A 15,444-nucleotide genomic window follows, 5' to 3' on the forward strand; every position below is an offset into this window, starting at 1 on the left:
GAGGTGGCGTTTCGTTCCCGAGGGGGCGGGCGTCACCCTCAGGGCGGGCCTGCCCCGCTACGCTCCGGCCGAAGACGGGGACGACGGAGGAGACGCCATGGATTCCACCCTGCGGGAGCTCCTTGCCGCCGCGCCCTCGGCCGAAGCCTGGCGAGAGGTGTGCCGCCTGCTCGCCGACGCCGGGCCCCGGGACATGCTCGCGGCCGTGTCGCATCTGCGGACCTGGCCTGCCGATCTGCGGCCGATGCCCGACGGCTGGTGGGACGAGCGCGGCCGGGGCGTGCACCGTCCCTGGCACGCGGCGGCGGCCTGGCGTGCGCTCGGGGACCTCGAAGACGTCCAGAACGGCCGCCCGCCCGCCGCCGGGGCCGACGATGGCGACGAGACCGACTTCGCGTGCTTCTCCGAGGGCGCCACCGCGGTCGCCGTTCCGGCTGACCCGAGCTGGCTGCTGCTGTGCGCCGCCGCCGAGTGGCACCACAACGGCGGCGACATCGTCGTATGGGGCACCGGCGGCCAAACCGCCCCGGCGATGCTGCTCGACGGGTCCGGCTTCCACGACGAGGCGCTCGACGCCCAGCTCAGCCCGGACGGAACCGTCGCGGTGTGTTCGGTCGAGGGGCGGCTGCACGCCTGGCGGACGCCCGGCGGCGAGCCGCTGTGGCAGCTCGCGCTCGCCGAGACCACCGACCCCGCCGACGGCGACATGGCGCACACGGCGGTCCGCATCGGGTTCAGCGGCGACGGGCGGCGGGTCGTGGCGGGCTCGGCGGCGCGGGGCGTCCACCTCGTCGACACCGGCACCGGCGAGCTGCTGCACCACGTGCGCGCCGCATACTGCGGGCCGGTGGCGCTGGACCGGGACGGTGCGCGGCTCGCGCACGCGGGCACGTCCGGCGGGGTCGTCGTTCGCGACGCCGCGACCGGCGCGGTCCTGCTGTGCCACGACACCGGCCTGGCCGCCGTCAACGCCCTGGCGTTCGCCCCCGACGGCACCGGCCTCGCCGTCGCGGGCGGCCTGCCGGACACCGGCGGCTCCCGGCACGTACGCCCCGCGGCGTGCGTGCTGGACCTGGCCGGGAACACGGTGACGGGTACGCGCCTGGTCATGCCGTCCGGCGTCCCGGCGAAGCTCGCGGCGGACTCGCCACTGGCGGCGGTGTCGACCCGGTGCGTGTGGGGTGGACACGGCCCGCTGGTCAACGCGGTCGACGACGCCGGTGCGGTGCTGTTCGACGCCACGGGTCAGGTGCTGTGGACCGCACCGGAGATGACGGTGGGCGGTTTCTCCGCCGACGGCCGTGTCCTGGTGACCGTCGGCGAGGACGTGACCGCCGTCCTGCTCGACGGTCTGGTGACGCCGCGTTAGGCCTCACCGTTGAGGACGCTGCTGACGCCGCGCAGCTGTGCCGCGTACGCCGCGGTGATGGCGCTGCGCGGGATGAGGCTGGTGAGCAGCCGCAGTGCCGCGGGCACGGGTTTGTTGGTCCGTTCGCTGGCCGCCCGGCGGGAGACCTTGCGGACCCGTGGCGCGCGCAGCCGTTCGTAGCGCCGCAGCGCGTCGGCGGGTGAGCTCCGGGTCTCGCGAAGCACCCGGTTGAGCACCCACGCGTCTTCGAGCGCCTGGTTGGCGCCCTGGGCCTGGGTGGGCGGGAAGGCGTGCGCGGCGTCGCCGAGCAGCGTCACCCCTGCTCTGCCCCACTGGTCCGGGATGCGGTGGGTGACGTGGCGGAACGCCTCCAGGTCCGCGTCGCGGATCTCGTTCAGCAGCGCCGCGACCAGCGGACCGTAGCCGGCGAAACGTTCGGCCAGCGCGGCGGCGGGTGACCCGGTGAGCGGCTGGTGCACGTCGAACCACCACTGCAGCAGTCCGCCGCCGGAGGGCAGCATGCCGACGAGCCCGGCGGGTCCGACGACGCAGACGCCGGTGCTGCCGGACGCGAGTTCGGGCAGCACCGCTGTCAGGCCCTGCCAGGTGGTCCATTGATTCTCGGCGGCGGGCGCCGGATCGACGACCGCGCGGCGTACGGCGGAACGGTGGCCGTCCGCGCCGACCAGGACATCGGCCTCGTGCCGGGTGCCCGTGGCGTCGGTGACGGTGATCCGGTTCTCGCCGACCTCGACGCCGACGATCTCGCGGGAGAACTCGACGTCGACGCCCATGGCCAGGTGCTCGATCAGCCGCGCGCGGGGCGTGCTGACGACGGGGAAGCCGATGCGGCGCGCGACGCCGGCCAGGTCGGCGGTGACCATCGTCGCCCCGGCCGCGGTGTCGAACCGCAGGGTGTCCAGCCGCCCGCCGAAGCCCGCGAGGGGCACGCCGAGTCCGGCGAGCGCGGCCGCCCCGTTGCTGAAGACCGTGAACGCGGCGCCTCCGGTACGCAGCGCGGGCGCGGCCTCCAGCACCCGCACCCGGTGACCGGAGCCGGTCAGGCCGCGGGCCAGGGCCAGTCCGCCGACGCCGCCTCCGGCGATCAGAATCTCCACGACATCTCCGTTCACTACGATCGTTGTACAACGGATGGTGCCATATAATCACCGGGTGCCACCACCCAACGAGCAGCGGCGGGCGTCACTCGCGGACGCCGCCATCGCGCTGCTGGTCGAGTCCGGGGTCCACGGCGTCACCCACCGGGCCGTCGACCACCGGGCCGGGCTGCCCGCCGGGACCGCGTCGAACTACTTCCGCACCCGCGAGGCGCTGCTCGTGGCGACGGCCCGGCGCGTGATCGAGCAGCACCAGGCCGACATGGCGCAGGCCGCCCGCGACCACGACCCGTCAGCGGGGCGCGGCACGGCCGCCGACGACCGCACGCGCGCGATCGACCTGATCACTGGCTCGCTCCTGCTATCCGCGGGCCAGCACCGCACGCGGTATCTCGCGATCTTCGAGTTGCGCCTGGAAGGCCTGCGCAGACCGGCCCTGGCGGCCGCGATCGACGACCTGAGCGCGGCGATGGCCGACTTCACCGGCGGCCACCACGCCGAGGTGGGGCTCCCGATCCCACCGGCCGCCATCCCGGCGATGCTCGTGATGTACGGCGGCGCACTGTTCGCCCTGGTGACCGGCCCGGCCGAGCTGGTGACCCCGGAGGCGGTCCGGCCGCTGGCCGTGGCCATCGTCGACGGCGGACTCGCCGCCGGACACGACGCCGCCGGGCAGAGCGTCCATCCGACCGCCGCCGGACACGCCACGCAGATCAGCGGGTAACAGCGTCGGCCTGGCCGACAATGGCACCATGCGCCGCTGGCTGTTCGCCGATCAGCTCGGACCACACTTCCTCGACGAACCCGGCCAGCCGGTGCTGCTCGTCGAGTCCAAGTCGGTGTTCCGCCGCCGCGCCTTCCACCGCCAGAAGGCGCACCTGGTGCTGTCCGCGCTGCGCCACCGCGCCGCCGAACTCGGCGACCAGGCACTGCACCTGCGCACCGAGACCTACCGCGAGGCGCTGGCCAAGGTACGCGAACCGCTCGACGCCTGCCACCCGACGTCGCGCGCCGCGCGGGACCTGCTGCGCGCGACCGGGGTCACCGTGCACGGCCCGCGTGGCTTCGTCACGTCCCCCGACCAGTTCACGGCCTGGGCGGCCGGGAAGCGGCGGCTGCGCATGGAGGACTTCTACCGGCACGCCCGCGTCCTGCACGACGTGCTCATGGACGGCGACGAGCCCACCGGAGGGCGCTGGAACCTCGACGCCGACAACCGCGAGCCGCCCCCGGCCGACGGCAGGCTGGACGTGCCGCCCCCGCCGATGCCCGCCGAGGACGACATCGACGCCGAGGTCCGCGCCGATCTCGACCGCTGGCAGGAGGAAGGCATCGTCTTCACCGGACGCGACGGGCCCCGGCTGTTCCCGGTCACGCACGCCGAGGCCGACGCCCGGCTGCGGCACTTCGTCACGCACCGGCTCGCCGCCTTCGGCCCGTACGAGGACGCGATGCTCACCGGCGACCCGTGGCTGGCGCACAGCATGCTGTCCGCGCCGCTCAACCTCGGCCTGCTGGACCCGCTCGACGCCGTGCACCGGGCCGAGGCCGCCCACCGCGCCGGGCGGGTGCCGCTGGCCAGCGCGGAGGGCTTCATCCGGCAGCTCATCGGCTGGCGCGACTACATCTGGCACCTGTACTGGCACCTCGGCGAGCGCTACCCCAGCTCGAACAAGCTCGCCGCGCGCCGCGCGCTCCCCCGCTGGTTCGCCGACCTCGACGCCGACGCCGTGCAGGCCCGCTGCCTGTCCGACGTGCTCGCCGGGGTGCGCGACCGCGGCTGGGTGCACCACATCCCCCGGCTGATGGTGCTGGGCAACTACGCGTTGCAGCGCGGCTGGCAGCCCGCCGCACTGGCCGACTGGTACCACCGCAACTTCGTCGACGGCTACGAGTGGGTGATGACCGCCAACGTCGTCGGCATGAGCCAGTACGCCGACGCGGGCGCGATCACCACCAAGCCGTACGCGGCCGGGGGCGCGTACCTGAACCGGATGAGCGACTACTGCGGCCCGTGCCGCTACGACCCGCGCCACCGGCTCGGCGACGACGCCTGCCCCTACACGGCCGGGTACTGGGCGTTCCTGGACCGCAACCGGGAGCGGCTGCACGGCAACGTCCGGCTCGCCCAGCCGCTGCGCCAGCTCGACCGGCTGGCCGATCTGGACGCCGTCGTCGAGCAGGAGCGCCACCGCGGCTCGCACGCGCCCTGATCGCCACAGGACGGGGTCAGTGAATGCCGCCGCACGCGCTGCACACGTTCGGGGTCCGGACCATCAGGCCGAGCTTCTCCAGCGTCCACTCGTCGGTGATCTTCTCGTCCTCGGCCAGCAGCATGATCCGGGTGAGCACCCGCAGGGTCGGGTAGTCGGGGGTGTCGACGGTGCGGAACAGCGACCGGTGCAGGTTCTCCCCGAAGGAGTACGGCAGGTCGCGGAGCTGCCGGCCGGTGCCGACGATGACCTCGCCGGTGCCCAGGTGCACCCGGTAGCCCGCGCGCGTGCCGTCGACCACGACGGTGTCGCCGTGCCGGGTGACCCGGTCGATCCGGTCGCCGAACACGGCGGTCATCAGGTCCGCGCGGGCGCGGGCCAGGCCGGTCGCGTAGTCGCCGGCGCTGCGCCGTCCCGCCAGGGCTGCCTGGTCAAGGTCGCGTACCGCCTCGGAGAACACTCGCGCGGGCACCTCGCGGGCGGGCACGGCGGTGCCGCCGTCGCGGAACCCCAGCCGCGCGAAGCCGACCTCGCCCGCACTCCAGCAGCCGGTCGTGACGCCGTCCAGCACGGCGGTGTACGCACCGAAGCACCTGATCGCCTGCGGCGGCGCGCCATCGAGCAGCGTCCAGCCACGAGCCACGAGCTGCCTGCCCGCCGCGCCGCCGTCGATCGCGCGGCCCGTGAAGCGGGTGGCCTGCCCGGCGGCCTCGTCGGGGGTCGGCGCGTACCACTCGCGGAACAGCTGCGACGTCGGCTGGCACAGCCTGCGCCGGGCCGCCTCGGCCTGCCAGGTGCCCAGCACCCCGGCGGCGGCCAGTTCAGCGGGGTGCGCCGCGGTCACCGGGCCGCTGGTGTCCACCTCGTCGAGCAGACCGAACCGCCCCTCCCCGTCCTGCCACACCAGCAGCGGCAGCAGGGCGGCACCGGCCTGGGTGGCGCGCAGCCGGGCCAGCTCCGCGGGCGGCAGCGGCGTGCCCGTGGTGACCAGGCGGTGCAGCATCGTACGCAGCCGCGCGGTGTGCCCGCGCAGCAGTTCGTGCTGCTCCCGCAGCGGGGCGAGGGCCTTGTCGTCGCGTACGGCCTTGGGCAGCGTCTTCAGGACGCGGGAGCCTTTCGTCGCGACGAGCGCCGGCTCACCGCCGTCGAACCCGGTCACGGTCGTGTACCCGCCGGTGACCAGCGGCGGCGGCACCGGCGTGGGCGCGTGGGCCTGCCCGGCGGCGTCCAGCGCCGCCGCGTGCGGGTAGCCGCCGACCTGGGCCAGGTGCTCCAGGGCGACGTTCACGGCAGCCTCGTGCTGGCGGCGGCGCTCCCCGGCGGACAGCGCCATGCCGCGCCGGTGCACGTCGCGCAGCGCCACCCAGCGGTCGAGCGCGGTCTCGCCGTCGGCGAGCGGCAGCATCCCGTACGCCGTGATCCCGACCGGCGAGTCCTTGGCGACCCGCGTCATGATCGGGCCGCGGCGCAGGCCGAGCGCCGCCGCGACCACGTCGTTGGGTGCCAGTTTCAGCAGCCGGGCCGCGGCGGCGTCACCGAGAGCGGCGGCCGCGGCGAGGATCGCGGCGCGGTCGAGGCGCAGCACCCGGTTGACCGCCTGACCGGCCTGGATCAGCCGCAGCAGCCGCTCGCCGCCGGCCAGGCCGAGCAGCGGCAGCAGCACCTGCGCGTCCCCGGCCCCCAGCCGCAGCGTGAACGCCTGCTCGCGGCGTTCGGCCGGGGCGTCGCGCAGCCACTCGACCAGCTCGGCCCGCTCGGCCGGGGTCAGCTCGGCGGCGCCGATGTGCCGGGCGACGCGCCAGTTGCCGGTGAAGTCCAGCGCCCACCGTACGAAACGCAGCCCGCGCGGCCGGGGCCGGATCTGGACGCGGTCCCAGTCGGGGTCCGGCGCGTGGAGCATCCGCCAGACGTGGTCGTCCCAGGCGGGCCGGAACCGGTCGCCGGTCGCGGCGTGGACCACGGGTTTGGCGGGGTTGACCAGGGCGCGGACGAAGTCCTCGTCGGCGGCGACCCGGGTGACCAGTTCGTCGTCGAGCTCTCCGGCCGCCTGGAGGGCGTCGAGCAGCGGCGGCCACGAGTCGTCGCAGACGACGCCGAGCGGGGTGCGCGCGATGGCCCGTAACAGCCGCAGGTCGCCGGCTTCGAGCGCGGCCTCGGCGAGCGGATCCAGCCTCCTGTCGGGAAAGGACCGCTCGTCGAGCAGTTTCTCCAGCGCGCCGAGCCGGGCCGTGGTCGGCCAGGGCGCGTCGAGCACATCGGCGGCGTCGGTCGGGTCGGTGAGCGGGAACGCCTCGTCGTAGATCCGGTCCAGTTCCTGCCGGTCGGCGTTGGCCAGGGTGCCGTCACCGAGCTGGCGCAGCAGGTGCCCGGCGGTCGTACGCAGCGCGGCCGGGTCCGCCGACGCGGCGTCCCTGCGTGCCCGGTGGATCAGCGCCATCAGCGCCAGCGTGCCGCCCGGCATGTCCAGCATCGCGTCCTCCGCATGTTCCGCACCCTTGATCGCCGAGCAGACCCTAAGGGACGGCTGCGACAGGTGCTGCGGCACGACTGCCGCACCTGTTGACGCATTCGCCTTCACCAATTTACGATGTGCGTCTTCGGCGACCGGTAAGCGTTTTCCCTCCGTCCCCACGGGAGTGCCCCACCATGACTCGCCGTCGTCTCATCGTGCCCGCCATCGTCGCCCTCGCCGCCCTGGTGCTGTCGACGTCGGTGGCCGGCCCCGCCTCCGCCGCACCCCGTTTCCGGGTGCTGGTCTTCTCCAAGGTCACGAACTTCTACCACGACTCGATCCCGGCGGGCGTGGCCGCCGTCCAGCAGCTCGGCGTCGCCAACAACTTCGAGGTCGAGGCGACGACCGACGCCGCCGCGTTCACCGACGCGAACCTGGCCCGGTTCGACGCGCTGGTCTTCAACAACACCAACTCCACGCCCGCCTCGGGCGCGCTGCTCAACGCCGCGCAGCGGCTGGCGCTGCAGAACTTCGTGCGGGGCGGGGGCGGCTGGGTCGGCCTGCACGCCGCGTCGGCCAGCGAACGCGACTGGGCCTGGTACGACGGGCTGGTCGGCACTATCTTCGACCAGCACCCGGACTTCAGCTCCACGGGCGGGGTGTTCCCGGGCCGGGTCAAGGTGCTCGACCGTGCGCACCCGTCCACAAAGAACCTTCCTGAGCTGTGGGAACGCAGCGAGGAGTGGTACAACTGGATCACCAACCCGACCGGCCGGGTGCACACCCTGGCCCAGATCAAGGTCCGCGACGGCATCCCCGGCATGAACGAGGGCGTCGACCACGCGTACTCGTGGTGCCAGAACTACGACGGCGGCCGGTCCTGGTTCACCGCGGGCGGGCACAGCATCTCGTCGTTCTCCGAGCCGTACTTCCTCGACCACCTGCGCTACGGCATCGAGTGGGCCGCCGGGGCGGTCGCCGGCGACTGCAGCGCCACCCAGAACGGGCAGTTCCAGCGCGTCCCGCTGGTGACCGAGGACCTGGCCGACCCGTTCGAGCTGGCTGTCGCGCCGGACCGGCGGGTGTTCTACATCCAGCGCACCGGCAAGGTGAAGGTCATCGACCAGGCGACCCTGGCGGTCACCACGCTGATCGACTTCGCCTACACCCCGGCCCAGACCAGCCAGTCCGACGGGCTGCTCGGCCTGACCCTGGACAACAACTTCGCCACCAACAACTGGCTGTATCTGCTGTGGTCGGACAAGACACTGAACCAGCTGAACCTGTCCCGGTTCACGGTCACCGGGTCGACGATCGCGCTCAGCTCGGAGAAGCGGCTGCTGACGGTCCCGACGCTGCGCGGGGAGGCCCGCGCCAACTCGCACATGGGCGGGTCCATCGCGATGGGCCGGGACGGCAACCTCTACGCCGCGATCGGCGACAACACCGACCCGTTCGAGTCCAGCGGCTACACCCCGATCGACGAGCGGTCCGGCCGCCGGGCGTTCGACGCCCAGGGCACCTCGGGCAACACCAACGACCTGCGCGGCAAGATCCTGCGCATCCGGCCGCAGGCCGACGGGACCTACACCGTCCCTTCGGGCAACCTGTTCGCGCCGGGCACGGCCAAGACCAGGGCCGAGGTGTACGCGATGGGCTTCCGCAACCCGTTCCGCATCACCATCGACCCGTCCACCAACGCCGTCATGGTCGCCGACTACGGCCCCGACGCGACGGCCGCCAACGCCAACCGGGGCCCCGAGGGCACCGTGGAGTTCAACCGGGTGACCAGCGCGGGCAACTACGGCTGGCCGTACTGCATCGGCAACAACATCGCCTTCAACGACTACAACTTCGCGACCAGCACCTCGGGGGCGAAGTTCAACTGCGCCGCGCCGGTCAACAACTCGCCGAACAACACCGGCCTGACCACGCTGCCCGCCGCCCGCTCCGCCCTGGTCTGGTACGCCTACTCGGCCTCCGCCCAGTTCCCGGAGCTCGGCACCGGCGGCGGCGGCCCGATGGCCGGCCCCGTCTACGACTACGACCCGGCCAACCCCCGGATCTCGAAGTTCCCGCAGTACTTCGAAGGCAAGTGGATCGTGTACGAGCTGACCCGGCAGTGGTGGAAGACGCTGTCGCTGCACCAGACGGCGCAGACGTTCACCGACCCGCGCTTCGGGGCGACCACGGTCGGCTCGCTGCAGTCCATCAACGGCATCTTCGCGGGCATGAGCTGGATCCAGCCGTTCGAGGCCGAGTTCGGGCCCGACGGGTCGCTGTACGTCATCGACTTCGGGGCCGGGTCCGGCAGCGGGCGCGGCGGCTCCAACGAGGGCGCGGGCATCTACCGCATCGACTACGTGGCCAACGGGGTGCCGCCGACGGCGAAGATCACCGCGAGCCGTGACAACGGCCCGGCACCGCTGGCCGTGACGTTCTCCAGTGCCGGATCGGTGGGGGCGACCAGCTACGCGTGGGACTTCGACGGCAACGGCACCGTCGACTCCACGGCCGCGAACCCGTCGTACACGTACACGGTCAAGGGCCGGTTCAACGCGCGGCTCACCGTGACCGGCGCGGGCGGGCTGACGGCGGTGGCCAGCACCGAGATCACCGTCGGCAACACCCGCCCGACGGTGACCATCAACGTGCCGCAGGGCGGGTTCTTCGAGTTCGGCGACCGCATCCCGTACACCGTGACGGTCACCGACCCGGAGGACACCACGATCGACTGCAACCGTGTCGTGGTGCAGACCCTGCTCGGGCACGACTCGCACGCCCACCCGCTGGACAACTACGTCGGCTGCTCGGGCACGCTGGTCACCGAGTCCGGCGGCGGCGACGGCCACGGACCGGGCACCAACCTGTTCACCCTGATCAGCGCCCAGTACACCGACGCCGGCGCGACCGGGGCACCCGCCCTGGTGGGCTCGCTGCAGGTCGAGTTGCAGACCCGCAGCATGGAGGCCGAGCACTTCGACGCCTCCTCCGGTGTCACCGTGCTCGACCGGGCCACGGCGCAGGCCGGCCGCCGCCTCGGCGACGTCGACAACGGGGACTGGATCAACATCGGGCCGGTCAACCTGCAGAACATCGGCGGCGTCGTGGTCGGGGCCAGCTCCGGCGGCACCGGCGGCACGATCGAGTTCCGCAACGGCTCCCCCACCGGGGCACTGCTGGGCACGGCGACCATCCCGGTCACCGGCAGCTACGACTCGGTGGTGTCGCCGACGATCCCGCTGACCAATCCGGGCGGCACGTTCACGCTCTACCTCAAGTTCGTCAAGTCCGGGCAGACCGGCGACCCCGACATCATGGCGCTGGACTGGCTGCGTTTCAACGGGCGCGGCGTCAAGTCCGAAACCGGCGCGACGCTGACCGTCTCGGCCACGCCCACCACCGGCACCGGCCCGCTGACCGTCGCCTTCAACAGCACGTCCACGGCCCCGCCGGGGCGCACCATCGTGGACCGGGAGTGGCGCTTCGGCGACAACACCGCCACGGTGCACGCCGCGTCGGCCAGCCACGTCTACAGCCGCAAGGGCACCTACACGGCCTGGCTGACCCTGACCGACAGCGTCGGGGCCACCCATTCCAGCAGTGTGGTGATCACCGTCAACTGAACGACGGGGCGGTCGGCTGCCACGCGGCCGACCGCCCCGCCCAGCGAATCCGCGTCAGCTCTGCGACACCGGCTCGATAGCGGGCTCGGATGCGGGCCGCATGGCCCGCACGACGAAACCGAGCGCGATCAGCGTGTACATCGGATAGCCGAGTTCCCGGAAGTCGAGGGCGTCGCCGATGTACCAGGTGGCCGGGTCGAGGCCGAAGTCGTAGTCGACGAGCGCGAACACCAGCCACAGCGGCGCGTACGACCGGTCGAGGATCTCGGCCGGGTCGGCGGCGGCCACGGCCGACGGCATGAGCTGCACCAGCACCGCCACGTCGGCGATCACGACGGCCCCGAGCACCCCGGCGATCCACGCCGCCCGGACCATGCCCCGGCGCGCGAGGACCGCGGCGACGGCCAGCACGACCACCAGGCCCGCCAGCCAGACCAGGCCGCCGTCCCGCCTGTTCGGGGTCTTGTCCCACTGCAGGACAGCGAACACGACCGCCGGGACCAGGACCGCGAGCACCGCATACCAGCCGCGCAACCGCAGCGGACCCGCGAGGCGGTACGCGGCCGCGGCCAACAGTCCGGAGACGACCACGGCAGCCAGCAGGTAGACCCAGTCCACGTCCGCGTGGTCCATCGTCCTGCCGGTGGTCAGACCCCAGCCGAGCACGGTCGCGAGCACCCCCGCCACCAGCAGCACCACAGCCAGCACCGGGGTCAGCACGATCCCGGCGATCTTTCTTGGATTGACGTCGGCCATGCCGCATGGTGCCACGAGCCGGCGTCACGTGCTGTCCCCGCGCCACGGCGACGGAGCGCCATCGAAAACTTTCGTAAACCGTTGACGCCCTGCTTCCGGACGGATAGACAGTGACAGCAGCGAATGTGATCGCTCACAACGATCGTCCCGTCGGCGCTCCGGCACACCGGAGCCTCCCCGCAGCGGCGGGCGGTCGCCCCTTCACCGTCCCTGGAGGAGCCCCATGCAGCACCGAGCACGGCCCATCCTGCTCGCCCTGGCCCTGGCGGCCGGAGCGACGACCGTCCCGGCCGCGCCCGCCTCGGCCGCACCGACCGCCTGGCTGACCGTCGACGCCGGACACACCACCGCAGCCGTCAACAGCACCCAGTTCGGGCACATCGTCGAGGACATCAACCACTCCGTCGAGGGCGGCCTCAACGCCAACACGGTCCGCAACGCCACCATGAAGGAGAACGGCATCTCCTCGTGGTCGCTGCTGACCTCCGGCGGCGGCACCGGCGCGGTCGCCCTGGACACCGCGAACGGCCTGAACGCCGCGAACCCGAACTCGCTGCGCCTGACCGTCGGCGCCAACGGCGCGGGCCAGCGTGTCGGGGCCGCCAACGCCGGGTTCTACGGCGTCGGCGTACGCCCGTCGGCGACGTACCAGGTCTCCTTCTTCGCCCGCGCCGACCAGGCGTTCGGGCCGGTCACGGTCAGCCTGGAGAGCACCGGCGGCACCGTGTACGCCAGCGCGCCCGTCGGCACCGTGGGCACGGGCTGGGCCCGCTACACGGCCACGCTGACCACGTCGGCGTCCGCGCCGGTGTCGACCGCCAACCGGTTCGTGGTGTCGGCCAACGGCACCGGCGCGGGCCGCACGCTGTGGCTGACCGTGGTGCAGTGCAACGCGCCGACGTTCGCCCCGACCGGCAACATCCGCGCCGACCTGCAGCAGAAACTCGCCGACACCAACCCCGGCTTCATCCGGGTGCCCGGCGGCAACTACCTCGAAGGCGGCGTGCTGGCCAACCGGTTCGCGTGGAAGAACACCATCGGCGCGGTCGAGCAGCGCGCCGGGCACCTCAACGACGCCTGGGGCTACTGGTCCACCGACCACTTCGGCCTGCTCAACTACCTGCTGATGGCCGAGCAGGCCGGGGCCGAGCCGCTGCTGGGCGTGTTCGCCGGATACACGCTCAACGGCAGTGTCACGCCGCAGAACCAGCTCGCGCCGTTCGTCCAGGAGGCGCTGGACGAGATCGAGTACATCACCGGCAGCACCAGCACCACCTGGGGCGCGCGCCGCGCCGCCGACGGCCACCCGGCCCCGTTCCCGCTGCGCTACGTCGAGATCGGCAACGAGGACTGGTTCGACGGCAGCGGCAGCTACAACGCCTACCGGTACCCGATGTTCTACGACGCGATCAAGGCCGCGTACCCGCAGCTGGAGATCGTCGCGTCGATGCCGGTGACCTCCCGGCCCATGGACGTCATCGACGACCACTACTACAACGGCAACCCGGCCGGCATCGCCGCGCTGGCCACCCGCTACGACAGCGCCGACCGCAACGGCCCGAAGGTGCTCGTCGGCGAGTACGGCGTCACCAACGGCAGCTCGGCGAACCCGACCGGCACCCTGTCCGGCGCGATCGGCGAGGCGGCGTTCATGACCGGCCTGGTCCGCAACGCCGACCTGGTCATGGCGGCCGCCTACGCCCCGGCGCTGACCTCGGTCGACAACTGGCAGTGGTCGTCGAACCTGATCGGCTTCAACGCGGTGTCCTCGTACGGCTCGCCGTCCTACCACGTGCAGAAGATGTTCGGCACGCTGCTCGGCGACCACGTCGTGCCGGCGCAGCTGACCGGCGCGTCCGCCGACGTGCGCGCGGTGGCCACCCGCACCACGTCGGGCACCGTCTACGTGACCGTGGTCAACCCGACCGCGAGCGCGGTCGAGACCCAGCTGACGATCAACGGAGCGACGTCCGTCGGCGGCACGGCGACGGTCACCACGCTGACCGGTGACCCGAACGCGCGCAACAGCATCACCGCCCCGAACACGATCGCGCCCACCACCACGACCACGGCCGCCGGGGCGAGCTTCGTACGCACCTTCCCCGCGAACTCGGTCGTCGTGCTGACCCTGTCGACCACGGGCTCGGCGACGCCGCTGCTGGCCGTCGGCAAGGGCACATCGCTGCGGGCCACCACACCCGGCTACACCGACCGGTCGGTACGCCACTCCGGCGGGGTCGCCGTCACCGCGGCCATCACCGCGACCAGCGCCGCCACCGACAAGAAGAACGCGTCGTTCCTGGTCCGGACCGGGCTGGCGGGCAGCGGCTGCTACTCGCTGGAGTCGCGGGACAACCCCGGCAGCTTCCTGCGGCACTACAACTACCAGGTGCGGCTGGCGGCCGACGACGGCAGCGCCCAGTTCGCCGCCGACGCGACGTTCTGCGCGGCCGACGGCAACAGCGGGCAGGGCGTGTCGCTGCGGTCGTACAACTTCCCGACCCGCTACCTGCGCCACCACGCCAACCAGGTGTGGATCGCCAGCAACGGCGGCGCCCTGCCCAGCGACGCGACCGCCAACTGGGCCCAGGACACCACGTGGCGGCTCACCACGGCCTGGTGGCGCAGTGACGCGAACGTGACCGCCGGGTCGTACCAGTCGCTGCAGGCGACCACCCCCGGCTTCACCGACCGGTACGTGCGCCACCAGGGCTACCTCGGCTACACCGCCCAGGTCGCCGGTGCCTCGGCGGCCACCCTCAAGCAGGACGCTACGTTCCGGATCGTCACCGGGCTGGCCGACAACTCGTGCTACTCGTTCGAGTCGCGCAACTTCCCCGGCTACTACCTGCGGCACACCGACTACCGGGTCCGGCTGGACGCGTTCAGTTCGGCTCCGCTGTACGCGGCCGACGCGACGTTCTGCGCGCAGCCGGGCAACAGCGGCAGCGGGCTGTCGTGGCAGTCGTACAACTTCGCCAACCGCTACCTGCGCCACTACAACAGCGAGGTGTGGGCGGCGGGCAACGGCGGCACGCTGGCCGCCGACGCCCCGGCCAACTTCGCCGCCGACACCAGCTGGCTGACGGCCGCGCCGTGGGCGCCGTGACGTCCTGAGGCCGTGGGCCCGGGTTGTCCCGGGCCCACGGCACGTCAGCGCAGGCAGAACTCGTTGCCGTCGGGGTCGGCCAGCGCCGTCCAGCCGGGTTCGCACTGCCCGCCGTCGCGCCGGGTCGCGCCGAGGGAGAGCAGGCGCTCGACCTCGGCCTCCCGGTCGCCGGCGGGCGGCGTCAGGTCGAAGTGCAGCCGGTTGCGGCCGGTCTTCTCCCGCACCGGCGGGCCGCCCCAGGTGAACTTGGTGCCGCCGTGCGGGGACTGGACCGCAGTCTCCTCGTCCTGGTCCCAGACCAGCGGCCAGCCGAGCGCCGCGCTCCAGAAGTAGCCGACCGCCCGGGTGCCGTCGCAGGCCAGGGCCCCGATGACGCCGCATCCGGCGAGGAAGTTGTTGCCGGGCTCGATGACGTCGAACTCGTTGCCGTCGGGGTCGCCGAGCACCACGTGGGCCGCGTCCGGGCCCTGGCCGATGTCCAGCCGTGCTCCGCCGAGCGCGAGCGCCGTGTCCACCCGCTGGCGCTGATCCTCCAGCGAGGTGCTGGTCAGATCGAAGTGCGCCTGGTTGGGCGCGGTCTTGGGCTCGACGGTCGGCACGAAACGGAGCAGGTATCCCGGGTCGCCGTCGGGCAGGATCGTGACGCCGTCGTCGGCCAGCCGCCGCCCCAGCACCCCCGCATAGAACCGTGCGAGCTCCCCCGGTCGGAACGCGTCGAAGCACACCGCATACAGCTGACTGGCCATTACCTGATCATCTCCGTCCGCCGGTTACCCAGCCCGGAGCCTACGGCGGGCCCGG

At 72.8% G+C, this 15,444-nt stretch carries 9 protein-coding genes; 5 read left to right on the forward strand and 4 right to left on the reverse strand.

What is annotated here, in order from left to right; all coding sequences use genetic code 11:
• The first annotated feature begins 97 nt into the window (after positions 1–97).
• Entirely contained in the window at positions 98–1,369 is a 1,272-nt protein-coding gene (locus tag HAV40_RS02365) for a WD40 repeat domain-containing protein (protein WP_166378495.1), read from the forward strand.
• Here the strand turns inward: HAV40_RS02365 and HAV40_RS02370 are convergent.
• A complete protein-coding gene (locus HAV40_RS02370) occupies positions 1,366–2,487 on the reverse strand; it encodes an FAD-dependent oxidoreductase (protein WP_166378497.1) in 1,122 nt (373 codons plus the stop codon). The genes HAV40_RS02365 and HAV40_RS02370 overlap by 4 nt on opposite strands.
• A gap of 55 nt (positions 2,488–2,542) precedes the next feature.
• Between HAV40_RS02370 and HAV40_RS02375 the strand changes: the two genes are divergently transcribed.
• Together HAV40_RS02375 and HAV40_RS02380 are read left to right on the forward strand one after the other, a co-directional pair.
• Positions 2,543–3,211, forward strand: a complete 669-nt coding sequence (locus tag HAV40_RS02375; RefSeq protein WP_166378499.1) for a TetR/AcrR family transcriptional regulator — start codon at positions 2,543–2,545, stop codon at positions 3,209–3,211.
• A 28-nt stretch (positions 3,212–3,239) separates the two neighbouring features.
• Positions 3,240–4,700, forward strand: coding sequence for a cryptochrome/photolyase family protein (locus HAV40_RS02380; protein ID WP_166378501.1), 1,461 nt, complete (start codon positions 3,240–3,242; stop codon positions 4,698–4,700).
• A 16-nt stretch (positions 4,701–4,716) separates the two neighbouring features.
• On the opposite strand, the gene HAV40_RS02385 is transcribed toward HAV40_RS02380, so the two are convergent.
• Positions 4,717–7,170, reverse strand: a complete 2,454-nt coding sequence (locus tag HAV40_RS02385) for a DUF4132 domain-containing protein (protein WP_166378503.1) — start codon at positions 7,168–7,170, stop codon at positions 4,717–4,719.
• A 176-nt stretch (positions 7,171–7,346) separates the two neighbouring features.
• Here HAV40_RS02385 and HAV40_RS02390 point away from each other — a divergent pair, with 176 nt between their 5' ends.
• Positions 7,347–10,778 carry a ThuA domain-containing protein gene (locus tag HAV40_RS02390; protein WP_166378505.1) on the forward strand — a complete coding sequence of 1,144 codons (3,432 nt, stop codon included), beginning with the start codon at positions 7,347–7,349 and terminating at the stop codon, positions 10,776–10,778.
• A 54-nt stretch (positions 10,779–10,832) separates the two neighbouring features.
• Here the strand turns inward: HAV40_RS02390 and HAV40_RS02395 are convergent, their stop codons facing one another.
• Positions 10,833–11,534 (reverse strand): hypothetical protein, encoded by a 702-nt coding sequence (locus tag HAV40_RS02395; protein ID WP_166378507.1) that lies wholly within the window; start codon positions 11,532–11,534, stop codon positions 10,833–10,835.
• Between the two features lie 223 nt (positions 11,535–11,757).
• On the opposite strand from HAV40_RS02395, the gene HAV40_RS02400 reads away from it, so the two are divergent.
• Positions 11,758–14,643: an AbfB domain-containing protein gene (locus tag HAV40_RS02400; RefSeq protein ID WP_166378509.1), complete on the forward strand. Its 2,886-nt coding sequence runs from the start codon at positions 11,758–11,760 to the stop codon at positions 14,641–14,643.
• Positions 14,644–14,687: 44 nt separating this feature from the next.
• Here the strand turns inward: HAV40_RS02400 and HAV40_RS02405 are convergent, their stop codons facing one another.
• Entirely contained in the window at positions 14,688–15,389 is a 702-nt protein-coding gene (locus HAV40_RS02405) for a VOC family protein (protein ID WP_166378511.1), read from the reverse strand.
• Positions 15,390–15,444 lie beyond the last annotated feature (55 nt).

The sequence above is a fragment of the Catellatospora methionotrophica genome, assembly GCF_011297335.1.
Classification (GTDB): domain Bacteria; phylum Actinomycetota; class Actinomycetes; order Mycobacteriales; family Micromonosporaceae; genus Catellatospora; species Catellatospora methionotrophica.

Excerpts from the sequence above, each read along its gene's own strand:
- HAV40_RS02365 (WP_166378495.1), top strand. The coding sequence starts at position 98 with ATGGATTCCACCCTGCGGGAGCTCCTTGCCGCCGCGCCCTCGGCCGAA.
- HAV40_RS02380 (WP_166378501.1), top strand. The coding sequence starts at position 3,240 with ATGCGCCGCTGGCTGTTCGCCGATCAGCTCGGACCACACTTCCTCGAC.
- HAV40_RS02385 (WP_166378503.1), bottom strand. The coding sequence starts at position 7,170 with ATGCTGGACATGCCGGGCGGCACGCTGGCGCTGATGGCGCTGATCCAC.
- HAV40_RS02390 (WP_166378505.1), top strand. The coding sequence starts at position 7,347 with ATGACTCGCCGTCGTCTCATCGTGCCCGCCATCGTCGCCCTCGCCGCC.
- HAV40_RS02395 (WP_166378507.1), bottom strand. The coding sequence starts at position 11,534 with ATGGCCGACGTCAATCCAAGAAAGATCGCCGGGATCGTGCTGACCCCG.
- HAV40_RS02400 (WP_166378509.1), top strand. The coding sequence starts at position 11,758 with ATGCAGCACCGAGCACGGCCCATCCTGCTCGCCCTGGCCCTGGCGGCC.
- HAV40_RS02405 (WP_166378511.1), bottom strand. The coding sequence starts at position 15,389 with ATGGCCAGTCAGCTGTATGCGGTGTGCTTCGACGCGTTCCGACCGGGG.